Origin of the sequence: Pseudomonas sp. IT-P258, assembly GCF_949767825.1 — a bacterium.
Lineage (GTDB): Bacteria > Pseudomonadota > Gammaproteobacteria > Pseudomonadales > Pseudomonadaceae > Aquipseudomonas > Aquipseudomonas monachiensis.
Window position 1 is genome coordinate 207,750 of sequence record NZ_CATKPU010000054.1, and the last position, 24,306, is coordinate 232,055.

Here is a 24,306-nt window from a genome sequence, read left to right on the forward strand (position 1 = left end):
GATAACGCACGGGGCCTGGGCATTCGTGAGAGGGATATCTCTGATCGACCCAGAGCGAAAGGTTGACAGGTCGCTCGCCGCGCGTTGTTAATCGGCGGGTCTTTGTACGCTGTTGTTCTCTCCAATAATCAGTCTGGAGCTTCAGATGTCTGCGCCACACGATCACGCCTCTACTGCTGTCCCGTCCCACCTTTCATTCGATGCGCTGAGCGCTTTGCTGGAGAAGATTTTTTTGCGTCACGGCACCTCGGCCGACGTTGCCCGGGTGCTGGCGCAAAACTGCGCCGGGGCCGAACGCGACGGCGCGCACAGTCACGGGGTATTCCGGATTCCAGGTTATGTTTCGACGCTGCAAAGCGGCTGGGTCAATGGCCAGGCGGTTCCGGTGGTCGAAGATGTGGCTTCAGGTTTTGTGCGGGTCGACGCCAATAACGGTTTTGCGCAACCGGCCCTGGCGGCGGCACGCGAACTACTGGTGCAAAAGGCCCGAAGTGCCGGCATCGCGGCACTGGCGATCCGTAACTCACATCATTTCGCGGCCTTGTGGCCGGATGTCGAACCCTTCGCGGATGAAGGCCTGGTGGCATTGAGCGTGGTCAACAGCATGACCTGCGTGGTGCCCCACGGTGCCGACCGGCCGTTGTTCGGCACCAACCCGATTGCCTTCGCTGCGCCACGGGCCGGTGGCGCACCGATTGTCTTCGACCTGGCCACCAGTGTCATTGCCCATGGCGATGTGCAAATTGCCGCTCGCGAGGGTGAACGCTTGCCGGAAGGGATGGGCGTGGACAGCCTCGGCCAGCCGACCACGGACCCGAAGGCGATTCTCGACGGCGGTGCGTTGCTGCCTTTCGGCGGGCACAAGGGCTCGGCGTTGTCGATGATGGTCGAGTTGCTCGCGGCGGCACTGACCGGCGGCAATTTTTCCTTCGAGTTCGACTGGAAGAACCACCCTGGCGCCAAGACACCCTGGACTGGCCAATTGCTTATCGTGATCGATCCGGGCAAAGCGGCGGGGCAGAGTTTTGCCGAGCGCAGCCAGGAACTGGTGCGGCAAATGCACGGGGTCGGCCTGAAGCGTTTGCCGGGGGATCGGCGTCATCATCAACGCGCCAGGTCGCAGGTCGATGGCATTGAACTGGATGCCCGGACGCTGGCGAATCTTCGGGAATTGGCGGGGGAGTGATCCTTTAGATACGCCGCAACCCCCTGTGGGAGCAAGCCCGCTCCCACAGGGTTCAGTGTTTGCCAGTGTTTATCGACGCCCCAACAACAATCCCACCACCAAACCAAACCCGGCGGAAATCGCCACGGTTTGCCATGGATGCCCGCCGATATAGGTTTCAGTGGCCTCGACCGCGGGCAGGGTGCGCTCGCGCACGCTGCTCACCGAATCCCTGGCCTGCTGGAGTTTCAGGGCGATCTGTCCACGAAGGGTTTCCGCTTCTTCCCCGACCAGCGAGGCGCTGCTTTTCAGCAGTTTTTCCGATTCTTCGATCAGCGTTTGAAGTTCGCTGAAGGCTTGATCCTTGATTTGATCTTCGGCGGCTTGCGCGGCGGTTTTGCGGGCCATTGAAGTACTCCTTGCAGGTAAGTGGACAGTGAACAATGGAGTCTGCCGCCGTCGGAAAAGTTGCAGCTATTTTGCCCGGGGAGGTCATCTTGCTGAAAAACCGGCGCAGGACCTTTCGTCCTACAGTGTAAGATGTCGCCTATTTTACGCAGCAGGAAATTCCCATGAGCTTCAATCTGGCCGACAAACCCCTCGCCGAGCGCGCTGCGCTTGAAGACGAGAAATCCCGTCTGTTCGAACTCTGGCAAAACAACCTGGGCAAGGCCAAGGGTGAGGCCGCGCGGTTGTTCGGCGAACGGGCCAAGCGCAAAGGCAAGTGGGCCGAATGGGTGCGCGCCGAGTTGGATGGCATGTCGCCACCGGAATACGCCAACATGGTGCGCAGTGAAGTCAATCGCCTGATGGCGGCCAACAAATAACATCGGTCGTCAGGCGAAGCTCGTGACGATCGCCTCGCGCACTTTCAATAGCACCGGGTCGAGCTGGGTGCTGGTCCGCCAGCCCAGTTCGATCGGGTAGCGCGGCAAGGCCAGGGGGCAGGGCAGCAGCGCCAGCCCGCTGAGCGTAGCGATGCTTTGGGCGGCATGGGCCGGAATGGTCGCCACCGCCCGGCTGCCTTTGAGCAAATGGGGCAACGCGGCAAAATGCGTGGTCGAGGCGCACACCCGTCGACTGAGCCCCAGCGCCGCCAAACCCTCGTCGGTAATCCCGATAAAACCGCCGGACGACACCAGAATGTGTTCGCGTGCCACAAACTCCTCAAGACCGATGCTCTGCTGACCCTCGACCAGGCTCGACGGGTCCGCCAGGCACAGATAACCACCTTCCCCCAGCACCTGACGGCTGAGCAGTCGCTCGGCAAACCCGCCCGCGCTAATCGCCAGGTCAATGCTGCGCTCCATCAACGCCTGGGCGACGATCTGGCTGTGGGTCTGGCGGAAAATCAGCCGCAGTTTCGGTGCAGTACGGGCGATCTCTTCGATCAGCCGCCGGCCGTAGGCAATCTCGAAATCATCCGACATTCCCACGGTGACCGAACGACCTTCGTACTGTTGCGCAGCCGGGTCGACCATCGCCAGGCTCTGCCGGCATTTGTTCAGGGCATCGCTGACCACCGGTTTGAGCTGATTGGCCTTGAGCGAGGGGGCCAGGCCGCGTCCGGTGCGTACGAACAGCTGATCGCCATACAGCTCGCGCAAGCGACGCAAGGCCGCGCTGACGGCCGATTGCGTCACGCCCAGGCGCAAGGCGGCACGGCTGGCGCTGGACTCTTCATGCAGCGCCTCGAAGACTTTGAGCAGGTTGAGGTCGACGTCGGTGATATTCATTTGGTTCATATCATTCAGCATTGAATCGGTCTTTATTGATGATTGCCTGGCGCCGGAGAATGAGCAACACCTGATGCGAATGGAGTTTCCAAGATGCCCAAATCAATCGTTGCGGCGCTGCAGATCGGCGCCTTGCCCGGCGGCAAGGCTGAAACCCTGGAACAGATCCTGTCCTATGAAAACGCAATCATCGAATCCGGCGCCGGGTTGGTGGTGATGCCGGAAGCGCTGCTGGGCGGTTATCCCAAGGGCGAGGGCTTTGGTACGCAATTGGGCTATCGCCTGCCGCAAGGGCGCGAAGCCTTTGCCCGCTATTTTGCCAATGCCATTGATGTACCCGGCGTGGAAACCGAGGCGCTGGCGGCGCTGTCCGCACGCACCGCAGCCAATCTGGTGATCGGCGTGATCGAGCGCGCCGGCAGCACCTTGTACTGCACCGCGCTGTACTTCGATCCGCAGGCCGGGCTGGTGGCCAAACACCGCAAGCTGATGCCCACCGGCACCGAGCGGCTGATCTGGGGCAAGGGCGATGGCTCGACCTTGCCGGTGATCGACAGTCAGGTCGGGCGCGTGGGGGCGCTGGTGTGTTGGGAAAACATGATGCCGCTGCTGCGCACGGCGATGTACGCCAAGGGTGTGGAGGTGTGGTGCGCGCCCACCGTGGACGAGCGGGAGATGTGGCAGGTCAGCATGCGCCACATTGCCCATGAAGGGCGCTGCTTCGTGGTCAGCGCCTGCCAGGTCCAGGCATCGCCCCAGGCCTTGGGCCTGGATATCGCCAACTGGCCGGCGGATCGGCCGTTGATTGCCGGTGGCAGTGTAATCGTAGGCCCCATGGGCGACATTCTTGCCGGACCGTTGCGCGACAGTGCCGGGCTACTCACCGCACAGATCGACACCGACGACCTGGTACGCGCCCGCTACGATTACGACGTGGTCGGCCACTACGCCCGGCCGGATGTGTTCGAGCTGACCGTGGACGAGCGGGCCAAACCCGGGGTGCGCTTCACTTCCTGATGACCCGCGGGCTTTGGCCAAAGCAGTCAGACAACTTGATAACTTTGACCATTGCCCGGTAACCCGCGCAGAGCGAGTATTTCCCTGTTGATTACGGTTCCCCCCAACCTTATAAAAAACACAGTGGGATTCTGGCAATGCGCGATTACTTGTCTGCTACTTCTCAGTTCAATTATCAGCACACCGTCGATGCCGCGCTCGCGGGCGATCTGACGGCCCTCAACGCCTGTGTCGAATGCTGTGACCGGCATGCCTTGCCGGGTCGCATCGCGCTGTTCTGGGAAGGACGCGACGGCACCGGTGCGACGTACACCTTCACCGACTTGCAGGACAAGGCCGCGCGTTTCGCCAACTACCTGCTGGCCCAGGGCGTGAAGAAAGGCGACAAGGTCGCCGGCCTGTTGCCGCGCAATATCGAACTGTTGATCACCGTGTTCGCCACCTGGCGCATCGGCGCGGTGTATCAACCGCTGTTTACCGCATTCGGCCCCAAGGCCATCGAGCACCGCCTGGTCTGCTCTGGCGCCAAAGTGGTGGTGACCGATGCAGTGAACCGGCCGAAACTCGCCGAAGTCGCCGATTGCCCGACCATCGTGACCGTCACCGGTGCCAAAGGGCAGGGCCTGGTGCATGGCGATTTCAGTTTCTGGGCCGAACTGGCCAACTACTCCGCCGACTGTGAACCGGTGCTGCTGACCGGCGAAGATCCGTTCCTGCTGATGTTCACCTCGGGCACCACCGGCCCGTCGAAAGCGTTGTCGGTGCCGCTCAAGGCCATCGTTGCATTCCAGAGCTACACCCGCGACGCGGTGGATCTGCGCCCGGAAGACGCCTTCTGGAACGTCGCCGACCCGGGTTGGGCCTACGGCATTTATTTCGGTGTCACGGGGCCGATGTCCATGGGCCATCCGATCACCTTTTACGATGGCCCGTTCACCCTCGAAAGCACCTGCCGGGTCATCAACAAGTACGGGATCAGCAACCTCACGGGTTCGCCGACGGCCTACCGCTTGCTGATTGCCGGCGGCGATGAATTCGCCAAGTCGATCAAGGGCAAGCTGCGTATCGTCAGCAGCGCCGGCGAGCCGCTGAACCCGGAAGTGATCCGCTGGTTCGCCGACAACCTCGACGTGGTCATCCACGATCACTACGGCCAGACCGAACTGGGCATGGTGCTGTGCAACCACCACGGCCTTGAGCACCCGATTCACATGGGCGCCGCCGGTTTTGCCTCGCCGGGCCACCGCATCGTGGTACTGGACGACCAGTACAAGGAGCTGGGTATCGGGCAGCCGGGCATCCTGGCGATCGACCGCAGCCAATCGCCGATGTGCTGGTTCGCCGGCTACGAAGGCGGGCCGACCAAGGCCTTTGTCGGCAACTATTACCTGAGTGGCGACACCGTCGAGTGGAACCCGGACGGCAGCATCAGCTTCGTCGGTCGCAGTGATGACGTGATCACCACTTCCGGCTACCGGGTTGGCCCGTTCGACGTGGAAAGTGCGCTGATCGAACACCCGGCCGTGGTCGAGGCCGCCGTGGTCGGCAAGCCCGATCCGGAGCGCACCGAACTGGTCAAGGCGTTCGTCGTGCTCAGCGCGCAATACCGCGCCGCCCCCGAGCTGGCCGAAGAGCTGCGCCAGCACGTGCGCAAGCGTCTGGCGGCGCACTCGTACCCCCGCGAAATCGAATTTGTCAGCGAATTGCCGAAAACCCCAAGCGGCAAATTGCAGCGCTTTATCTTGCGCAACCAGGAAATCGCCAAGGCTCAAGAGGCTGCGGCGAAGAACCTTCCAGCTTGAATCCAGGGAAACAATGATGCAGATCGAGAACAAGATTTTTATCGTCACCGGTGGCGCTTCCGGCCTCGGTGCAGCGACGGCCGAGGTGCTGGTCGCCGCTGGCGCGAAAGTGATGCTGGTGGACATGAACGCCGAAGCCGTTGCGGCCCAGGCCCAGCGCCTTGGTGCGCAGAGTGTTGTCGCCGACATCAGCAACGAAGCGGCGGCCGAAGCAGCGGTTCAAGCCACGGTCAAAGCCTTCGGTGGCCTCAACGGCCTGGTCAACTGCGCCGGTATCGTGCGCGGGGAGAAGATCCTCGGCAAAAACGGCCCGCATGCGCTGTCCAGTTTCAGCCAGGTGATCAACGTCAACCTGATCGGCAGCTTCAACATGCTGCGCCTTGCGGCAGCGGCGATTGCCGAGACCGAAGCGGATGCCAACGGCGAGCGCGGCGTGATCATCAACACCGCGTCTGCGGCTGCTTACGACGGCCAGATCGGCCAGGCGGCCTACTCGGCGTCCAAGGGTGCGATTGTCAGCCTGACCTTGCCGGCGGCCCGTGAACTGGCGCGTTTCGGCATCCGTGTCATGACGATCGCCCCCGGCATTTTCGAGACGCCGATGATGGCCGGCATGACCCAGGAAGTCCGTGATTCCCTGGCCGCTGGCGTGCCATTCCCGCCGCGCTTGGGCAAACCGGGCGAGTATGCCGGGCTGGTCAAGCATATTATTGAAAACAGCATGCTCAATGGCGAGGTGATCCGTCTCGACGGAGCCTTGCGCATGGCCGCCAAGTAAGGAGGATTTGTCATGACAATGTCCAACGATCCAATTGTTATCGTCAGCGCCGTCCGCACCCCGATGGGCGGTTTCCAGGGCGAGCTGAAAAGCCTGACCGCGCCGCAACTCGGTGCGGCCGCCATCAAGGCCGCCGTCGAACGTGCCGGTGTTGCCAGTGATGCCGTCGACGAGGTGTTGTTCGGTTGCGTACTGCCGGCCGGCCTTGGCCAGGCCCCTGCGCGTCAGGCGGCGCTGGGTGCGGGGCTGGATAAATCGACTCGCTGCACCACCCTGAACAAGATGTGCGGTTCCGGCATGGAAGCGGCGATCCTGGCCCATGACATGCTGGTGGCGGGCAGTGCCGATGTGGTGGTCGCCGGTGGCATGGAAAGCATGTCCAACGCGCCTTACCTGCTGGACCGCGCCCGTGCCGGCTACCGCATGGGCCATGGCCGGGTGCAGGACTCGATGTTCCTCGACGGCCTCGAAGACGCCTACGACAAAGGCCGCCTGATGGGCACTTTCGCCGAAGAGTGCGCCGAAACCAACAGCTTCAGCCGTGAAGCCCAGGACGCCTTCGCCATTGCCTCGACCACCCGCGCGCAGCAGGCGATCAAGGACGGCAGCTTCAAGGATGAAATCGTCCCGCTGACGGTGATGGTCGGCAAAGAGCAGGTGGTGATCAGCAATGACGAGCAGCCGCCAAAAGCCCGGCTGGACAAGATCGCTTCGTTGAAACCGGCGTTCCGCGAAGGCGGTACAGTGACGGCGGCCAACTCCAGTTCGATCTCCGACGGTGCGGCGGCATTGGTGCTGATGCGCCAGTCCCAGGCACAGAAGCAAGGCCTGAAGCCGCTGGCGGTGATTCATGGCCACGCTGCGTTCGCCGACACCCCGGGCCTGTTCCCGGTGGCGCCAATCGGTGCAATCAAGAAATTGATGAAGAAAACCGGCTGGTCGCTCAATGACGTCGATCTGGTGGAAGTCAACGAAGCCTTCGCCGTGGTCGGCATGGCCGCGATGACTCATCTGGAGATCCCCCACGAGAAGCTCAATGTGCACGGCGGCGCTTGCGCCCTCGGTCACCCGATCGGGGCTTCCGGTGCGCGGATTCTGGTGACCCTGCTTTCGGCCCTGCGCCAGAAAGGCCTGAAACGCGGGGTTGCGGCGATTTGTATCGGCGGCGGTGAAGCGACGGCCATGGCCGTGGAATGCCTCTATTAAGACCTGCGGCAGTTCCTGTAGGAGCTGCCGCAGGCTGCGATCTTTTGACCTTGATTTTTTAGCGATTTCAAGACTGCCAAAAATCAAAAGATCGCAGGCTTCGCCAGCTCCTACAGGGGGCGATTACATTTTTAAGGATTCACCATGATCCCCAATGACGACCAACAACAAATCCGCGACATGGCCCGGGACTTTGCCCAGGAACGGCTCAAACCGTTCGCCGCCGAGTGGGACCGTGAGCATCGCTTTCCCAAGGAAGCCATCGGCGAGATGGCCGGGCTGGGCTTCTTCGGCATGCTGGTGCCGGAGCAGTGGGGCGGATGCGATACCGGTTACCTGGCCTACGCCATGGCGCTGGAAGAAATCGCCGCCGGCGATGGTGCCTGCTCGACCATCATGAGCGTGCACAACTCCGTGGGCTGTGTGCCGATCCTCAACTACGGCACCGATGAGCAGAAAGAGCGCTTCCTCAAACCGCTGGCCAGCGGTGCGATGCTCGGCGCTTTCGCCCTGACCGAACCCCAGGCCGGTTCCGACGCCAGCGGCCTGAAAACCCGTGCGCGCCTGGAAGGCGATCACTATGTGCTCAACGGCTGCAAGCAGTTCATCACCTCCGGGCAGAATGCCGGGGTGGTGATCGTGTTTGCGGTGACCGATCCGAGCGCGGGCAAACGCGGCATCAGCGCTTTTATCGTGCCGACCGATTCGCCGGGCTACACCGTTGCGCGGGTCGAAGACAAGCTCGGCCAGCATGCGTCCGACACCTGCCAGATCCTCTTCGAAGACGTGAAGGTGCCGGTGGCCAACCGTTTGGGCGAGGAGGGCGAAGGCTACAGGATTGCCCTGGCCAACCTTGAAGGCGGTCGCGTCGGCATCGCTTCGCAATCGGTGGGCATGGCCCGTGCCGCCTTCGAAGCGGCGCGCGACTACGCCCGTGAGCGCCAGAGCTTCGGCAAGCCGATCATCGAGCACCAGGCCGTGGCCTTTCGCCTGGCGGACATGGCGACCCAGATCGCCGTGGCGCGGCAAATGGTTCACTACGCCGCCGCCCTGCGCGACAGCGGCAAACCGGCCCTGGTCGAAGCGTCGATGGCCAAACTGTTCGCCTCGGAAATGGCCGAGAAGGTATGCTCCTCGGCGCTGCAAACCCTGGGCGGTTACGGTTACCTCAACGATTTCCCGCTGGAGCGGATCTACCGCGACGTGCGGGTCTGCCAGATCTACGAAGGCACCAGCGATATTCAGCGCATGGTCATTTCGCGCAATTTATAAGAAGGAGAGAATCTGTGAACTACGAAACGATTTTGCTGGAAACCCACGGCCGCGTTGGCCTGATCACCCTCAACCGTCCACAGGCGCTGAACGCGTTGAACGCGCAGATCGTCAGCGAGCTGAACCAGGCCCTCGATGGCTTCGAGGCGGACTCGAACATCGGCTGCATCGTCCTGACCGGTTCGAAAAAAGCCTTCGCCGCCGGTGCCGACATCAAGGAAATGGCCGAGCTGACCTATCCGCAGATCTACATCGACGACCTGTTCAGCGACAGCGATCGCGTGGCCAACCGCCGCAAGCCGATCATCGCGGCGGTCAACGGTTTTGCTTTGGGCGGCGGCTGTGAGCTGGCGTTGATGTGCGACTTCATTCTGGCCGGCGACAACGCCCGGTTCGGTCAGCCGGAAATCAACCTCGGCGTGTTGCCGGGCATGGGCGGCACCCAGCGCCTGACCCGTGCGGTGGGCAAGGCCAAGGCCATGGAAATGTGCCTGAGCGGTCGTCTGATCGATGCCGTGGAAGCGGAGCGTTGCGGGATTGTGGCGCGGATCGTGCCGAGTGATGAGTTGCTGGACGAAGCGCTGAAAGTCGCGGCGCTGATCGCCAAAAAGTCGTTGCCGATTGCGATGATGGTCAAGGAAAGCGTCAACCGTGCCTTTGAAGTGAGCCTGGCCGAAGGCGTGCGCTTTGAGCGCCGGGTGTTCCATGCGGCGTTTGCGACGCAGGATCAGAAGGAAGGGATGGCGGCGTTTATTGCCAAGCGTGAGGCTGAGTTCCAAGGCAAGTAATAGGGTTGCATCAAAAGATCGCAGCCTTCGGCAGCTCCTACAGGTGTATGCAAAACTCTGTAGGAGCTGCCGAAGGCTGCGATCTTTTGCTTTTACACCAGGTAGTTTTTCAGTTCGCGGGCAATCACCATCCGCTGAATCTCGCTCGACCCTTCGTAGATCTGCGTAATCCGCGCATCCCGGTAGTACTTCTCCACCGGATAGTCTTCCAGATAGCCATAGCCGCCATGAATCTGAATGGCGGACGAGCAGACCTTTTCCGCCATTTCCGAGGCAAACAGCTTGGCTTGTGATGCCTCCGACAGGCAGGGTTTGCCGGCCGTGCGCAGGCGTGCGGCATGCAGGATCAGCAGTCGAGCGGCGTTCAACTGCATGTGCATGTCGGCCAGCAAATTGGCGATGCTCTGGTGCTCGTTGATCGTCTTGCCAAACTGCACACGATCACGGGAATAAGCCAGTGCCGCTTCGAACGCCGCGCGGGCGATGCCCAGCGCCTGGGCGGCGATGCCGATGCGGCCGCCTTCGAGGTTGGACAAGGCAATGGCCAGGCCCTTGCCGCGTTCGCCCAGCAGATTGGCTTCGGCGATGGTGCAGTTGTTCAGGGTCACCGCGCAGGTGTCGGACGCCCGGATGCCCATCTTGTGTTCAGTGCGATCAACGATAAAACCGGCAGTGTCGGTCGGTACCAGGAACGCCGAGATGCCACGTTTGCCCAGGTCCGGATCGGTCACGGCAAACACAATCGCCAGCTTGGCGCGTTTGCCGTTGCTGACGAACTGCTTGGCGCCGTTGATCACCCACTGGCCGTCGCGCAGTTCGGCGCGGGTGCGCAGGTTGTGCGCCTCGGAACCGGCCTGGGGTTCGGTCAGGCAAAAGCAGCCGATGACCTTCCCGCTGGCAAGGTCCGCCAGCCAGGTCTGTTTCTGTTCTTCGCTGCCGTAGTTCATCACCGGCCCGCAGCCCACGGAGTTGTGGATGCTCATGAAGGCGCCGGTAGCACCGTCGCCGGCGGAAATCTCTTCCACCGCCAGTGCGTAGGCCACGTAGTCGACATAGGTGCCGCCCCATTCTTCGGGGACCACCATGCCCAGCAGGCCCAGTTCGCCCATCTTCGCCACCAGACCGTCATCGATCCAGCCGGCCTTTTCCCAGGCCTGGGCATGGGGCGCGATTTCGCCGCGGGCAAAATCCCGGGCCATGTCGCGGATCATGACTTGCTCTTCGCTCAATTCGATATCGTGCATGGTTCAGCTCTCGCTCTGGTCAAACTCGCTGAAGAAGCTCGCCACGTGTTCGGCGTCCAGCGCCTGGAGGGTGGGCGGGTTCCAGCGCGGTGTCTTGTCTTTGTCGATCAGCAAGGCGCGCACGCCTTCGATCAGGTCGCCGCGCTCGAACCACTGGCGGTCCAGGTGCAGCTCCAGGGCAAAACATTGCTCCAGCGGCAGCTCGCGTCCGCGACGGAGCATTTCCAGGGTCACGGCCATGGCCAGCGGCGAGCGGGTTTCCAGCAGGTTGGCGGTGGTGACGGCCCACTCATGGCTGTCGGCGACCGTTACCTGACGCAGTTGCTCCACAATACTCGGCACGTCGGCTTGGGCGAAGAAGTGGTCGATGGCCGGGCGCAAAGCCGCCAATGGTGCATCGGGCAGTTGCTGCACGGCGTATTTCGCCAGCAGGCCTTGCAGGTCCTTGAGCGGCGTGTCGTGCCATTCGAGCTGATCGAGTTTTTCGTCCAGCGTGCCCAGCTTGTCGCTTTCGAGGTACCAGTCGGCCAGCCCGCAATACAGCGCATCGGCGGCGCGAATCTGTACGCCGCTGACGCCGAGGTAAATCCCCAGTTCACCGGGGATGCGTGGCAGGAAGTAACTGCCGCCGACGTCCGGGAAGTAGCCGATGCCGACTTCCGGCATGGCCAGGCGGCTTTTCTCGGTGACCACGCGCAGGTCTGCGCCTTGCACCAGGCCCATGCCGCCGCCGAGGACAAAACCGTCCATCAGGGCCAGCACCGGTTTGCGGTAGTGGTGGATCGCGAGGTCGAGGGCGTATTCCTCGACGAAGAAATCTTCGTGCAGGGTGTCACCGCTTTTGAAACTGTCATGCAGCGAGCGAATGTCGCCGCCGGCGCAGAAGGCTTTTTCCCCGGCACCGCGCAAGACCACGGCATGGACGTGCGGATCCTGGGCCCAGGCGTCGAGCTGGCGGTGCAGATTGCGCACCATGTCCAGGGTGAGGGCATTGAGGCCGGCGGGGCGGTTGAGGGTCAGGTGACCAATGTGGTTGCGAACCTCGGCCAGCACTTCGTTTTGCATGGCATCCATGGACTGGGTCCCGGGAGAAAAAACCTGAGCAGTCATCACTAACTCCCTGCTTTTATTGTTCTTTATCGAGATGCTCGCGCGCGAGCGATGGCGGATCGTATCAGCGCAAATTTGCCTTGTACAACCCGGATAAGTGCAGGTTGTCTGTGCATTTTTGCATGTTTGTGTCCGGTATTGTTACAGCGTAGACCAAGGCGATTTCAGGCAAACGCTGCGAGCAGATCCTCTTCGAACGCCTTCTGCGCCTCGCCGGCCACCTGCGCGCGGTGCCGGGCCAGATGAAACGCGACATCGAAACTCATGTCGCTTCGGCGCACGGCCCTGAGCAAACCCTTGTCCTCCCAGCCACGGGCGAAGTGGCTGGGCAAGTAACCGACATGCTTGCCGGAAAGGATGAAGGCGAGGGTGCCTTCGACTTGCTCCGAGCGCGCCGAACACAACTTGCCCTGGAAGGGTTCGTCGCTGCGCAGGAAACGGTAGGGGTGATCGACCCGGTCGCAGGCCTGCAGATCCTGATCCTTTGGGGCCGGGTTGGTGAACAGCGGATGGCCGGGGGCGCAATACAGATGCTGGGTTTCAATGAACAACTGGCGGTAGTCAAACGCGCTTTGCACTTGCGAGAAATAGCCGATGGCCAGGTCCAGCCGCTGTTGCAGCAGCAAACGCTCCATTTCACCAGGCATGGCGCTGATCAGTTCGATGCGCACGGACTCGTCCCGCTCACGGAAGCGCCGGATCGCCTCGGCCACCCGTTGCAGCACCGATTGATCCAGGGCTTCGGACAGGCCCAGGCGCACTTCGCCGATCAAGCGCCCGGCCACGCCGTTGGATTGATGACGGAAGGTTTCGATGGACTGGAACAATCCACGGGTGGCGTTGAGCAGCTGTTCACCCTTGGGCGTGACCCTGAACCCGCCCTTGCCGCGACTGCATAGCCGATAGCCCAGGCGGGTTTCCAGTTTGGCCATTTGCTGGCTGATGCTCGACTGGCTCAACCCCAACTCGCCCTGTGCGGCGCTGAAGCCGCCGCACTCCACCACGCTGACAAACAGACGCAACAATTGCAGATCCAGATCGTGGAGTTGGCCGAGCATCAAACATTACTCCGTTATAAAGTCAGGTTAATTAACTTGATATTTTACCAATGTATCCGACGACGCATCCTGCCACCACTTCCCCTGGTCAGGTGTTCGTCATGGCTCCCATGCTCAAGCTGTGTTTACCCGCGCTGTTCCTTGCCATGGCCGCATCGGCCCAGGCCGAAGACAAGGTGGTCAATCTGTACAGTTGGGCCGATTACGTGGCCCCCGAAACCCTGCAACGGTTCGAGCAGGAGACGGGTATCCATGTGCGCTATGACACCTTCGACTCTTCGGAAGTACTGGAGACCAAGTTGCTCACCGGCGGCAGCGGTTATGACGTGGTGGTGCCGTCCTCCAGCGTACTGGCCCGGGGGCTTGCGGCCGGGGCGTTGAAACCGATTCCCCACGAAGGACTCAAGGGTTACGCCAACCTCGATCCTGACTTGCTGGAAAAACTCGCCGCTGTCGATCCGGGCAACCGTTACGGCGTGCCTTACACCTGGGGCACCCTGGGTTTGGGCATGAACGTCGAGGCGCTCAGGCAGCGCTTGCCGGATGCGCCGCTCAACAGCCTGGATCTGCTGTTCAAACCCGAGTACGCGAGCAAGTTGAAAGACTGCGGCATCGCCATTCTCGACTCGCCCCAGGAGGTAATCGGACTGGCGTTGCATTACCTGGGTAAAGATCCCTGCAGCACGGACAAGAACGATCTGTCAGCCGCCGAGGCGTTGCTGCATCAGTTACAGCCGAATGTGCTGTACGTTGCCACCGGGCGGCAGATCAGCGACCTGGCCAATGGCAGCGTGTGCCTGGCGCTGACCTACAACGGCGACGCGAGCATGGCCGCCGACCAGGCACGCAAGGCCAACAAACCCTATGAAGTCGCCTACCGGATTCCCCGGGAAGGCACCCTCGTGTGGCAGGACAACCTGGCGATTCCCAAGGACGCGCCGCACCCCGAAGCCGCCCGCGCCTTTATCGAGTTCATGTTGCGCCCCGAGTCCGTCGCGGCACTGACCAACACCTTGTTCTTCGCCACCGCCAACCAGGCCGCCACGCCGCTGGTGGATGAAGCGGTGCGCACCGATCCGGACATCTACCCGCTGGCCGACGTGCGGGAGCGGCTGTACGCCGACCGCAGCATGAACCTCAAGGACATGCGCCAGCGCACCCGCCTGTGGACCACTTTCCGTAGCCGCCAATAAGAAAAGAGAAGGAGCCTTCAATGGACGTCCCGATGCAGAACGATCAAGCCCTTACCCGTGACAGCCTTTACGGCACGGCCGCCGAAAGTACCTACGCCGGTATCACCAGTTTCATGCGCCGGCGCTACAGTCGCGACCTGCGCGGCGTAGATGTGGCGGTCAGTGGCGTGCCGTTCGACACCGCGACCAGCAACCGCCCCGGCGCCCGCTTCGGACCACGGGGCATTCGTGCAGCCTCTGCCGGCATCGCCTGGGAACGCCACTGGCCGTGGACGTTTGATCCGTTCGATCACCTGGCGGTCATCGACTACGGCGATTGCGATTTCGATTACGGCTCGCCGCAGTCGACGCCGGAAATGATCGAGGCCCACGCCGAGCACATCCTCAATGCTGGCACGGCAATGCTGACCTTTGGCGGCGACCATTTCATCACCTATCCGCTGCTCAAGGCCCATGCCCGCAAGCACGGGGCGCTGTCGCTGATCCACTTCGACGCCCACAGTGACACTTGGCCGGACGAAGAGGGCAAGCGCATCGACCACGGCACCATGTTCTGGCACGCAGCCAAAGAAGGACTGGTGGATCCGTCGCGCTCGGTGCAAATCGGCTTGCGCACCACCAACGACGATCACCAGGGTTTTCAAGTGCTCGACGCGCGGCAGGTGCATCGACGTGGCTGCGAAGCGATTGTCGAGGCGATTCGGGCGCGGGTCGGCGACAACCCGGTGTACCTGACCTTCGACATCGACTGCCTCGATCCGGCGTTCGCTCCGGGCACCGGAACACCGGTGTGCGGCGGCTTGAGCACGGTTCAGGCGCTGGAGATTCTCGGTGGTCTGCGCGGGATCAACCTGGTGGGCATGGACGTGGTGGAAGTGGCCCCGGCCTATGACAGCGCGGAGATCACGTCATTGGCGGCGGCGACGCTGGCGATGGAGATGCTGTGTCTGTATGCGGCCAGACATAAGGTTGATAAGTAATACAAAACCCAATGTGGGAGCGAGCAAGTCGGATCGCCGCACCGCCGCTCCCACAATTATGATTTGTGTCAGGCCACTGGAACGATTGGCAGGTCGAGGACCTGGCCACCGCTGAACCGCGCGGACGAACCGGCAATGGATTCGTGCGGCACGCCCTTGGCCACGTCACTGACGCCGTCCAGTCGCGCCAGTTGCTCGGTGCTCAACTGCACATTCAGCGCGCCCAACGTCGCATCCAACTGTTCACGGGTCCGGGAGCCGAGGATCGGAATCAGCGCCGTGGTCGAGCGCCGGGACTTTTCCCGCAACCAGGCGATGGCCACGTGGGTCGGGCTGGCGCCCAGTTCTGCGGCGACATCGATCAAGGTGTCGAGCAGGGCGGTTTCCCGGGCGCTTTTTTCGGCGTGAATCAGCACGCCGAGCTTGTTCGCGCGATTGTCGCCCTCACTGTTGCGATATTTGCCAGTCAGGAAGCCGCCACCCAGCGGCGACCACAGGGTCGCGGCCAGACCCAGGGCTTCGGCCATCGGCAGTTGTTCACGCTCGGCGCTGCGTTCGGCGAGGCTGTACTCGACCTGGATCGCAGCAATCGGCGCAAAGCCACGCACCTCGGCCAGCAGGTCGGCGCGGGCGATGCGCCACGCGGGGAAGTTCGACAGCCCGGCATAATGAATCTTGCCGGCACTGACCAGATCGTCGAAGCCGCGCAGGATCTCTTCCATCGGCGTGACACCGTCACTCATGTGCGCCCAGAACAGGTCGATATGCTCGGTCTTCAGCCGTTTCAGGCTTTCTTCGACGGCACGCACCATATTCTTGCGGCTGTTGCCAGTGTGGGAAATGCCGGCCGCCGGCGTAGTCCCCAGGGTGTATTTGGTGGCGATGACCAGGCGATCCCGTTCTGCGGCGATGAATTCGCTGAGCATGGCCTCGGACTGCCCGCCCTGATAGCCATTGGCGGTATCGATGAAGTTGCCGCCGGCTTCCAGGTAGCCATCAAAAATCCGTATGGCTTCGTCACGCTCGGCGCCATGCCCCCAACCGGTACCGAAGTTACCGGCGCCCAGCGCCAGTTCGGAAACACGCAAGCCGGTTTTACGACCGAAAACTTTGTAATGCATGGGATGACTCCAGAGGGGGTGACGACAAGGCTTAATAGATTACATGAAACATGTATTAAATATGATGCTGGTAATCTAATTGGTCAAGGCGCTTTTCCTCGCAGCATAAAATCGCCGACCACTGGTCGCGTTATCCGTGCGCAATGGCATACTGCCGCCCATGACTATCGATTCCCCCTTAAGCGCCTGGCAGCATGCCATCGAGCAAAAGGGCTTCGTCCAGGACGAGGCCCAGGAACATGCCGTGTGGGCCCTGCAAAAATGCCACGAGGCTCTGCACGAAGGCCGCGCGCCCATTTCCGGCGTGTACCTGTGGGGGCCGGTGGGGCGGGGCAAGACCTGGTTGATGGACCAGTTCTACCAAAGCCTGCGGGTACCGGCGCGGCGCCAGCACTTTCACCACTTCATGGGCTGGGTGCACCAGCGCTCGTTTCGACTGACCGGCACCGCCGACCCGCTCAAGGCGCTGGCCCGTGAGCTGGCCGAAGAAGTGCGGGTGCTGTGTTTCGACGAACTGTTCGTCAACGACATCGGCGATGCGATCATTCTCGGGCGCCTGTTCCAGGTGATGTTCGAACAGGGCGTGGTAGTGGTCTGCACGTCCAATCTGCCGCCGGACCAGTTGTACGCCGACGGCTTCAATCGCGACCGTTTCATGCCCGCCATCGCGGCGATCAAGCAGCACATGCAGGTGATTGCGGTGGATGGTGGGGAAGACCATCGCCTGCATCCGGGGGCCGGTTCGCAACGCTATTGGGTGGCCGAGCCCGGCAGGCCTGGCGCGCTGGTTGAAGTGTTCCAGGTGTTGAGCGTCGGCCAGTCAGTATCGAGCGAGTCGATCCAGGTCGGTTACCGCACCCTTGAGGTGGTCAAGGCCAGCCCGAGCGTGCTCTGGACCCGTTACGCCGCGCTGTGCGAGCAACCCTTCGCCGCCATGGATTTCATCGCCCTGTGCGATACCTACGGCGCTATTCTGTTGAGTGACGTGCCCAACCTCAGCGCACAGAAACGCGCCGGGCGCATTGCCCGGGGCACCGAGGACGGTGTCGAGCGGGTGGACGCGGGGGATCGCGAGTTGCCGCAGTTGTCGGTGCATGACGACGGTGTGCGACGGTTCATTGCCCTGGTGGACGAATGCTACGACCGCAAGGTGCCGCTGTACCTTGAAGCGCAAGTGCCCATGGCGTCGCTTTACACCGAGGGTTATCTGGAATTCCCGTTCCGCCGCACCCTCAGTCGATTGCAGGAAATGCAACTGCAGCGGTTTGCCGAAGTTTGATCGGGATTTGATCGGGAGCAGCGAAGATGAATCAGCCCCTGGCGCACCATTTGCTGACCATGGCCTATCAGAACGCCTGGGCCAATCACCGGCTGGCCAAGGCCTGGCGTCAGTTGAGCCCGCAGGAACTGAGCGCACCCCGGGTCAGCTTCTTCCCGACGATCCGCGCCACCCTCAACCACATCCTCACCTGTGACTGGTTTTACGTGGACGCCCTGGAGCGCGAACTGCGCGGCGACGATCCGCATCCCGATTGCCGGGTGTTTTTCAAGGAAGACGAGCCCTGCCTCATGGCAACGGACCTGGTTGGCGAACAGGCCCACGTCGACCGCCGGCTGATCGCCTATTGCGAGCAGATGCGTGACGCCGACCTCGGCAAAATCGTGACCATCGCCCGTGACACCCCGCAACACGACAGTCGCTTGCGCCTGCTGTCTCACTTGTTTGAACACCAGATCCATCACCGCGGCCAGGTTCACGCCATGCTCAGCGGCACCTCGGTCCAGCCACCGCAACTCGACGAGTTTTTCTGCGCCGGTGAGTCGCACTTGCGGGCCGAGGATTTCGCCGAGCTGGGGTGGACGGAGGCGTTGATCTGGGGCGCTTGAACGCCAAAGATTTTCTCGGTTGCGATTGTCGGTACCACGGTGCTCGCGCTATGGTCTGCCGGCACTTCAGCGTGACTGCATGCTGGGGGCTACTTCATGTGTGATCGAGGATGGAAATGGACTCCGCAGAAATTCTTGTGCTTCAGGCCAGTTACACCAATCCGGTGCATGCCGAGGCTATTTGTCTGGTGTTGAACCACTACGCCGAGGACCCGATGGGGGGCGGCCAGCCATTACCGGCCAATGTACTGGAGCAACTTCCGGCAGAGCTTGCCCGGCGTCCCCACGCTTTCAGTGTGCTGGCCTTTGTCGGTGGCGAGCCGGCCGGGCTGGTCAATTGCTTCGAGGGGTTCTCGACCTTCGCCTGCCGGCCGTTGGTCAATGTGCACGATGTGGCGGTGGTGAAAAAATTTCGCAGCCTGGGCTTGAGCCAGAAAATGCTGCAAAAGGTCGAGGATATTGCCCGTCAGCGCGGCTGCTGCAAGCTCACCCTGGAGGTGCTGGAAGGCAACGCGGTGGCCCAGGGGGCCTATGAAAAAGCCGGTTTCGCTCCCGGCATGTTCGACCCTGCCCATGGGCGGATGCTATTCTGGACCAAGAGTCTCTGATTCGACAGGCCAAAAAAAGGGCGTCCATCAGGACGCCCGACAGTCTTGTGCAACCCAGGATCATTTTGGTCTGTAGGTTTCTGTCATTTGTGCGGTTTGATCGTCCGGAACCCGCAGCTCGGTGCTTTGGATAGGGTGGCCGAGGGCTTCTTGCTGGGCCAGTCGCAGGCTTTCGTAGTAATAGCGCATGCGTTCGGCTCCACCTTCGGCAAAAGCGCTGGTTGAGCCCAAGGCCATCAGGCCGGCGAGAATCATTGCGGTGCGTTTCATGGTTTGCCTCCCACTACAGATGTCGGATGCCTTTCGTCCATGAATCAATGAAGCAGTGTCGAAATGGCATTATCCGCCGATTCGGTTAAATGGGAATCAACTTCACCAGCATGAAAAAAGGGGCCGGAAGCGGCCCCTGAAAGGATTACTGCTGGACGACAGCCGGTGGCGTCCTCGGCTTCATCAGGCTGAAGTCGATCAACGCCCGTTGCTCACGCTCATACGGGTTGCCGATCATCAATGGCCGGGCCTTGAAGCTGTCGCTGACCAGGCTCTTGCTGCGATCGAGTTCGTCGAAACTCAGGCCTGCCAGGTCCGCCCAGGTGTGAATCAGGTGCGAGCTGCTGTAAGGCCGCGAGAGATCACCGGCGAGGTTCCAGTCATGGGCTGCGCGCCATTTCGGCGAAGCCCAGGCCATGAACGGAATGGTGTACATCGGTGCAGTCGGCTTGTTCTCGTTGCGCCCCAGGGTGGCGTGGCCCACGGAATCGAACACGTCTTCGCCATGGTCGGACAGGTACAGCAGGAAACCGTTGGGATCGGTCCGGGCGTAGTCCTTGATCAGGCTGGACACCACGAAATCGTTGTACAGCACGGCGTTGTCGTAGCTGTTGTACGTCGGCAACTGGTCATCGCGAATACCGGCAGGTACGCCTTCGCGGTCCTGGAATTTGTCGAAGGTCGACGGGTAGCGGTACTGGTAGCTCATGTGCGTGCCGAGCAAGTGCACGACGATGAGTTTGCGCGGTGCCCCGTCGGCCAGGGCCTTGTTGAACGGCTCGATCACGTCGCCATCGTACTGGGCAGCGTTCTGGTTGCGGTTGTTGTTCAGGTACACCTGCTCGTCGGCCTGTTCAGAGAAGGTCGTGAGCATGGTGTTGCGCTTGGTCATGGTCTGTTGGTTGGTGATCCAGAACGTCTTGTAACCCGCCTGTTTCATCATGCTGACCAGCGATGGCGTCGACAGGTACAGGTCGGGGTTTTCTTCGTCGGCGAAGGTCAGGACCTGCTGCAGCGCCTCAATGGTATAGGGGCGCGGGGTGATGACGTTGTCGAAAACGTCCAGTTGATCCTTGAGCTTGTCCAGTTCCGGCGTGGTTGGCCGGGGATAGCCGTACAGGCTCATGCGCTGGCGGTTGGTGGACTCGCCGATCACCAGTACCAGGGTAGCAGGCGTGTTGGCCATGGCGTCCTTGAGGTTGTGCAGCGGTGGAATCTTGCTGGCGCTTTCCAGCATGTCCTGCATTCCGGCCAGGGTGTCGAGGTATCGGTGATAGGCCACGGCCATCTGCCATGGCACCGCGGGTTCGATGCGGGTTTCGAACTTCTCGAAACCGGCGGCGAAACTGCCGGTGCGCTGGGTCTGCTTGATCAGCGGATAGGCGACCACGGCGAACAGGAGGGCTGTTGCCGCGACCAGCGCCTTGCCACGGGACAGGTACACCGGGCGCAGGCGTGTCCACAGGAACCAGGAAAAAGCGCTGTGGGCCAGGAACGCCGGGACCATCCACCAGGCAAAGTACTGGGTCATGTACTCGCCGGCTTCAGCCACGTTCGACTCGAACATGATGAAGATGACGCTCTGGGAAAATTCCTGCTGATAGATGAAGAAATAGCCCAGGCTCGCCATGGAGCAGGCCCACAGCACGACGCCGATCACGGCAGCCATGACACGGGTGTGCCGGGGGAACAGCAACATCGGCGCCAGCCAGATGGCGCTCATGACGAAGGCCTGGCGGAACCCGGTAAAGCCGGAGGTGCCAGTCAGCTGGATCAATAGTTGGGTAATGCCGGAAAAGTACCAGAAGAATACAAACAGCCAGACGAATCCGGCCCAATCGAAACCTGCCGCAGTGGTTTTACTGCGTTTAAACCAAGACATTCAGCGCTCCAGCCGAGAATTCACTACCACCGCCGGGACTTGGATATCGCGGACGACGAACGATGGCCGCGCGGAATCGGGCGACCTAAACGAGTAATTATCGTGGGGCAATTGTGAAAATTTTGTGAGATGCCAAAGGCGGCAGGGCGTGAGCCGGTGCGGAAGCAGTGCAGACTGCTCCCGCTTGAAAGGAGGGGGTCAGGCGAGTGGGGCGCGTTGCGTCACAGCCAGGGGCTGCGTCTGGCCGGTTTGCAGCAACAGCCGCAAGTGTGCCAGTTCCTGCTTCAACTGATCGCGTTCGTCTTTCAACTGGCGCAATTCATCGCGACGGATTGTGACGTAAAGGGTTTGTGCTGGCAGTGCGGTATGTACTGTGCCCATTGCTCACCTCGCAAATGGCGTGTCTCAACTGTAGGTACGCCTCGAAATCCGGGGCTGACCTACTATCGGCGCCAATTTTGATTTCTTTTGCCCCCAAAGGGAACTTTTTTATTTTTCATGGTCGTTGTGTCTTCGGTTTGATTCCCGACGTTAACCATCAGGATCGGGCACAATGCCCGGAAACTTCACGCCAACGCTCTGGACTAACCTCATGAGTCGCGTTGGGCTATAACCTTTGACACACTTTTATTTGTAGTAGGGAGCATCAGCACATGCAACTCGGGATTATTGGACTGGGCCGCATGGGCGGCAATATTGCGCGGCGCCTGATGCTCAACGGGCACACCACCGTTGTTTATGACCGCAATACCGCCTTTGTCGAAGCCCTGGCCACAGAGGGCTCCACCGGCGTCACCGACCTGCCAGCACTGGTCGCTGGCCTGGCCAAACCGCGTGCGGTCTGGGTCATGCTGCCGGCCGGCGCGCCGACCGAAGAAACTATCGACACCCTGAGCACCTTGCTCGAAGCCGGCGACACCATCATCGACGGCGGCAACACCTTCTATAAGGACGATATCCGCCGGGCGAAGACCCTGTCGGAAAAAGGCCTGCACTACATCGACGTCGGTACGTCCGGCGGCGTCTGGGGCCTGGAACGCGGTTACTGCATGATGATCGGCGGTGATGCCGAGACCGTTAAACGCCTCGACCCGCTGTTCGCAACCCTGGCCCCGGGCATGGGCGACATCCCGCGCACCAAGGACCGCAAGTCCGACGACGATCGTGCCGAGCGTGGTTACATTCACGCCGGTCCCGCTGGTGCCGGGCACTTCGTGAAGATGATCCACAACGGCATCGAATACGGGATGATGCAGGCGTTTGCAGAAGGCTTCGACATCCTCAAGACCAAAAACAGCGAGAGCCTGCCGCAAGACCAGCGTTTTGACCTGAACGTCGCCGATATCGCCGAAGTGTGGCGCCGTGGCAGCGTGGTGTCCTCGTGGTTGCTGGACCTGACAGCCGACGCCCTGGCCAGCGATCCGAAACTTGACGGTTTCTCCGGGTCCGTGGCCGACAGCGGTGAAGGTCAATGGACCATCGAAGCTGCCATGGAGCAAGCGGTGCCGGTGCCGGTGCTGTCGAACTCGCTGTTCTCCCGCTACCGTTCCCGTGGGCAAGGTACCTTTGGCGACAAGGTTCTCTCGGCCCAGCGCTTCGGCTTCGGCGGCCACGTGGAGACCTCGAAAAAATGACCCACGCGATCCGCAGAAAATCCAAGGCTGAACCCGCGCCGCCGACCACGCTGTTTCTGTTTGGCGCCCACGGTGACCTGGTCAAGCGTCTGTTGGTACCGGCGTTGTATAACCTCAAGCGCAACGGGTTACTCGGGGATGGACTGCGGATCATCGGCGTTGACCACAACGCCATCAGCGATGAAGGCTTTGCGCAAAAGCTCGAAGAATTCATTCGAAACGAGATGGCTGGCAAGGGTGACCACACCCTTGATCCAGCGGTCTGGTCCAGACTCGCCAAAGGCATCAGCTACGTCCAGGGCGATTTCCTGGACGACAGCACTTATCAAGCACTGGCGGCGAAAATCGCCGACAGTGGTACCGGCAATGCGGTGTTCTATCTGGCCACCGCACCGCGTTTCTTCAGTGAAGTGGCGCGTCGCCTCGGTTCGGCCGGCTTGCTGGAAGAAACCCCCGAGGCCTTCAGAAGGGTGGTGATCGAAAAACCCTTCGGCTCCGACCTGCATACGGCCGAAGCCTTGAACGCTTGCCTGCTCAAGGTGATGACGGAAAAGCAGATCTATCGCATTGACCATTACCTGGGCAAGGAGACCGTGCAGAACATCCTGGTCAGCCGGTTCTCCAATAGCCTGTTCGAAGCGTTCTGGAACAATCACTACATCGACCACGTGCAGATCACCGCCGCGGAAACCGTCGGCGTGGAAACCCGTGGCAGTTTCTACGAGCACACCGGCGCACTGCGGGACATGGTGCCCAATCACCTGTTCCAGTTGCTGGCGATGGTGGCGATGGAACCGCCCGCGGCGTTTGGTGCCGATGCGGTGCGCGGCGAGAAAGCCAAGGTCGTTGGCGCGATCCGTCCCTGGACGGTGGAGGAGGCCCGCGCCAACTCGGTGCGCGGCCAATACGCCGCGGGTGAGATCGACGGCAATGCACTGCCGGGCTACCGCGAGGAAAACAACGTCGCCCCCGACAGCAATACCGAAACCTATGTGGCCCTCAAGGTCATGATCGATAACTGGCGCTGGGTCGGCGTGCCGTTCTACCTGCGCACCGGCAAGCGCATGAGCGTGCGTGACACCGAGATCGTGATCTGTTTCAAGCCGGCGCCCTATGCACAGTTCCGCGATACTGAGGTCGATGAGCTGCAGCCGACCTATCTGCGCATTCAGATCCAGCCGAACGAAGGCATGTGGTTCGACCTGCTGGCCAAGCGTCCCGGTCAGGCCCTGAAAATGGACAACATCGAGCTGGGGTTCGCCTACAAGGACTTCTTCGAGATGCAGCCGTCCACCGGCTACGAGACCCTGATCTACGATTGCCTGACGGGCGACCAGACGCTGTTCCAGCGCGCCGACAACATCGAAAATGGTTGGCGCGCAGTGCAACCGTTCCTGGATGCCTGGCAGCAGGATTCCACCGTGCAGCAATATGCCGCCGGGGAAAACGGCCCCAAGGCCGGCGAAGAACTGCTGACTCGCGACGGCCGCGTCTGGCACCGTCTCGGATGAGCGAGCGTCAGTCTCATTGAGTCATGCAAAAAACTAATGAAATG

General features: G+C 61.4%; 24 protein-coding genes. 15 read left to right on the top strand and 9 right to left on the bottom strand.

Going from position 1 to position 24,306, the window contains the following annotated elements; genetic code table 11:
* Window positions 1-145: 145 nt before the first annotated feature.
* Window positions 146-1,186 carry an Ldh family oxidoreductase gene (locus ACM6G4_RS19510; RefSeq protein ID WP_414914403.1) on the top strand — a complete coding sequence of 347 codons (1,041 nt, stop codon included), beginning with the start codon at window positions 146-148 and terminating at the stop codon, window positions 1,184-1,186.
* 69 nt (window positions 1,187-1,255) lie between these two features.
* Here the strand turns inward: ACM6G4_RS19510 and ACM6G4_RS19515 are convergent, their stop codons facing one another.
* Entirely contained in the window at window positions 1,256-1,573 is a 318-nt protein-coding gene (locus ACM6G4_RS19515) for a DUF883 family protein (RefSeq protein WP_056724576.1), read from the bottom strand.
* A 164-nt stretch (window positions 1,574-1,737) separates the two neighbouring features.
* Between ACM6G4_RS19515 and ACM6G4_RS19520 the strand changes: the two genes are divergently transcribed.
* Window positions 1,738-1,992: a hypothetical protein gene (locus tag ACM6G4_RS19520; protein ID WP_007970091.1), complete on the top strand. Its 255-nt coding sequence runs from the start codon at window positions 1,738-1,740 to the stop codon at window positions 1,990-1,992.
* Between the two features lie 9 nt (window positions 1,993-2,001).
* On the opposite strand, the gene ACM6G4_RS19525 is transcribed toward ACM6G4_RS19520, so the two are convergent.
* Entirely contained in the window at window positions 2,002-2,910 is a 909-nt protein-coding gene (locus tag ACM6G4_RS19525; protein ID WP_414914404.1) for a LysR substrate-binding domain-containing protein, read from the bottom strand.
* A gap of 84 nt (window positions 2,911-2,994) precedes the next feature.
* Between ACM6G4_RS19525 and ACM6G4_RS19530 the strand changes: the two genes are divergently transcribed.
* The 6 genes from ACM6G4_RS19530 to ACM6G4_RS19555 all read left to right on the top strand — a co-directional run bounded on the left by ACM6G4_RS19530 (window position 2,995) and on the right by ACM6G4_RS19555 (window position 9,764).
* Window positions 2,995-3,918 carry a carbon-nitrogen hydrolase family protein gene (locus tag ACM6G4_RS19530; RefSeq protein WP_414914405.1) on the top strand — a complete coding sequence of 308 codons (924 nt, stop codon included), beginning with the start codon at window positions 2,995-2,997 and terminating at the stop codon, window positions 3,916-3,918.
* A 137-nt stretch (window positions 3,919-4,055) separates the two neighbouring features.
* The gene (locus ACM6G4_RS19535) at window positions 4,056-5,720 is read left to right on the top strand and encodes an AMP-binding protein (RefSeq protein WP_414914406.1); all 1,665 of its coding nucleotides are present in this window, start codon (window positions 4,056-4,058) and stop codon (window positions 5,718-5,720) included.
* Between the two features lie 16 nt (window positions 5,721-5,736).
* Window positions 5,737-6,498: an SDR family NAD(P)-dependent oxidoreductase gene (locus tag ACM6G4_RS19540; protein ID WP_414914407.1), complete on the top strand. Its 762-nt coding sequence runs from the start codon at window positions 5,737-5,739 to the stop codon at window positions 6,496-6,498.
* A gap of 12 nt (window positions 6,499-6,510) precedes the next feature.
* Window positions 6,511-7,704, top strand: a complete 1,194-nt coding sequence (locus ACM6G4_RS19545) for an acetyl-CoA C-acyltransferase (RefSeq protein WP_056724584.1) — start codon at window positions 6,511-6,513, stop codon at window positions 7,702-7,704.
* Window positions 7,705-7,848: 144 nt separating this feature from the next.
* Window positions 7,849-8,976 (top strand): acyl-CoA dehydrogenase, encoded by a 1,128-nt coding sequence (locus ACM6G4_RS19550; protein ID WP_056724585.1) that lies wholly within the window; start codon window positions 7,849-7,851, stop codon window positions 8,974-8,976.
* 14 nt (window positions 8,977-8,990) lie between these two features.
* Entirely contained in the window at window positions 8,991-9,764 is a 774-nt protein-coding gene (locus ACM6G4_RS19555; RefSeq protein WP_056724587.1) for an enoyl-CoA hydratase, read from the top strand.
* Window positions 9,765-9,856: 92 nt separating this feature from the next.
* On the opposite strand, the gene ACM6G4_RS19560 is transcribed toward ACM6G4_RS19555, so the two are convergent.
* The 3 genes from ACM6G4_RS19560 to ACM6G4_RS19570 form a co-directional block, all read right to left on the bottom strand.
* Entirely contained in the window at window positions 9,857-11,008 is a 1,152-nt protein-coding gene (locus tag ACM6G4_RS19560) for an acyl-CoA dehydrogenase family protein (RefSeq protein WP_414914408.1), read from the bottom strand.
* A 3-nt stretch (window positions 11,009-11,011) separates the two neighbouring features.
* On the bottom strand, window positions 11,012-12,118 hold the full coding sequence (locus tag ACM6G4_RS19565) for an enoyl-CoA hydratase/isomerase family protein (RefSeq protein ID WP_414914409.1): 1,107 nt from the start codon (window positions 12,116-12,118) through the stop codon (window positions 11,012-11,014).
* A gap of 164 nt (window positions 12,119-12,282) precedes the next feature.
* Entirely contained in the window at window positions 12,283-13,176 is an 894-nt protein-coding gene (locus tag ACM6G4_RS19570) for a LysR family transcriptional regulator (RefSeq protein ID WP_414914410.1), read from the bottom strand.
* Between the two features lie 101 nt (window positions 13,177-13,277).
* Between ACM6G4_RS19570 and ACM6G4_RS19575 the strand changes: the two genes are divergently transcribed.
* The gene (locus ACM6G4_RS19575; RefSeq protein ID WP_414914411.1) at window positions 13,278-14,369 is read left to right on the top strand and encodes a polyamine ABC transporter substrate-binding protein; all 1,092 of its coding nucleotides are present in this window, start codon (window positions 13,278-13,280) and stop codon (window positions 14,367-14,369) included.
* Window positions 14,370-14,389: 20 nt separating this feature from the next.
* Window positions 14,390-15,349 carry an agmatinase gene (gene speB / locus ACM6G4_RS19580; protein ID WP_056724599.1) on the top strand — a complete coding sequence of 320 codons (960 nt, stop codon included), beginning with the start codon at window positions 14,390-14,392 and terminating at the stop codon, window positions 15,347-15,349.
* Window positions 15,350-15,417: 68 nt separating this feature from the next.
* On the opposite strand, the gene ACM6G4_RS19585 is transcribed toward speB, so the two are convergent.
* A complete protein-coding gene (locus ACM6G4_RS19585; protein ID WP_223540938.1) occupies window positions 15,418-16,470 on the bottom strand; it encodes an aldo/keto reductase in 1,053 nt (350 codons plus the stop codon).
* A gap of 160 nt (window positions 16,471-16,630) precedes the next feature.
* Between ACM6G4_RS19585 and zapE the strand changes: the two genes are divergently transcribed.
* The 3 genes from zapE to ACM6G4_RS19600 all read left to right on the top strand — a co-directional run bounded on the left by zapE (window position 16,631) and on the right by ACM6G4_RS19600 (window position 18,965).
* The gene (gene zapE, locus ACM6G4_RS19590) at window positions 16,631-17,749 is read left to right on the top strand and encodes a cell division protein ZapE (protein WP_414914412.1); all 1,119 of its coding nucleotides are present in this window, start codon (window positions 16,631-16,633) and stop codon (window positions 17,747-17,749) included.
* 26 nt (window positions 17,750-17,775) lie between these two features.
* A complete protein-coding gene (locus ACM6G4_RS19595) occupies window positions 17,776-18,357 on the top strand; it encodes a DinB family protein (RefSeq protein ID WP_056724606.1) in 582 nt (193 codons plus the stop codon).
* Between the two features lie 116 nt (window positions 18,358-18,473).
* Window positions 18,474-18,965, top strand: a complete 492-nt coding sequence (locus tag ACM6G4_RS19600) for a GNAT family N-acetyltransferase (protein ID WP_223540939.1) — start codon at window positions 18,474-18,476, stop codon at window positions 18,963-18,965.
* Window positions 18,966-19,025: 60 nt separating this feature from the next.
* On the opposite strand, the gene ACM6G4_RS19605 is transcribed toward ACM6G4_RS19600, so the two are convergent.
* From ACM6G4_RS19605 to ACM6G4_RS19615, 3 genes are all read right to left on the bottom strand, one after another.
* Window positions 19,026-19,235: a hypothetical protein gene (locus ACM6G4_RS19605; protein WP_008053741.1), complete on the bottom strand. Its 210-nt coding sequence runs from the start codon at window positions 19,233-19,235 to the stop codon at window positions 19,026-19,028.
* 145 nt (window positions 19,236-19,380) lie between these two features.
* The gene (locus tag ACM6G4_RS19610) at window positions 19,381-21,117 is read right to left on the bottom strand and encodes a phosphoethanolamine transferase CptA (protein WP_409079048.1); all 1,737 of its coding nucleotides are present in this window, start codon (window positions 21,115-21,117) and stop codon (window positions 19,381-19,383) included.
* A 198-nt stretch (window positions 21,118-21,315) separates the two neighbouring features.
* Entirely contained in the window at window positions 21,316-21,498 is a 183-nt protein-coding gene (locus ACM6G4_RS19615) for a DUF6026 family protein (protein WP_046042083.1), read from the bottom strand.
* 272 nt (window positions 21,499-21,770) lie between these two features.
* Between ACM6G4_RS19615 and gnd the strand changes: the two genes are divergently transcribed.
* Both gnd and zwf read left to right on the top strand, forming a co-directional pair.
* Window positions 21,771-22,751: a phosphogluconate dehydrogenase (NAD(+)-dependent, decarboxylating) gene (gnd, locus tag ACM6G4_RS19620; protein WP_414914413.1), complete on the top strand. Its 981-nt coding sequence runs from the start codon at window positions 21,771-21,773 to the stop codon at window positions 22,749-22,751.
* A complete protein-coding gene (gene zwf / locus ACM6G4_RS19625; protein ID WP_414914414.1) occupies window positions 22,748-24,262 on the top strand; it encodes a glucose-6-phosphate dehydrogenase in 1,515 nt (504 codons plus the stop codon). Before gnd ends, zwf begins: the two co-directional genes overlap by 4 nt.
* Window positions 24,263-24,306: the final 44 nt, after the last annotated feature.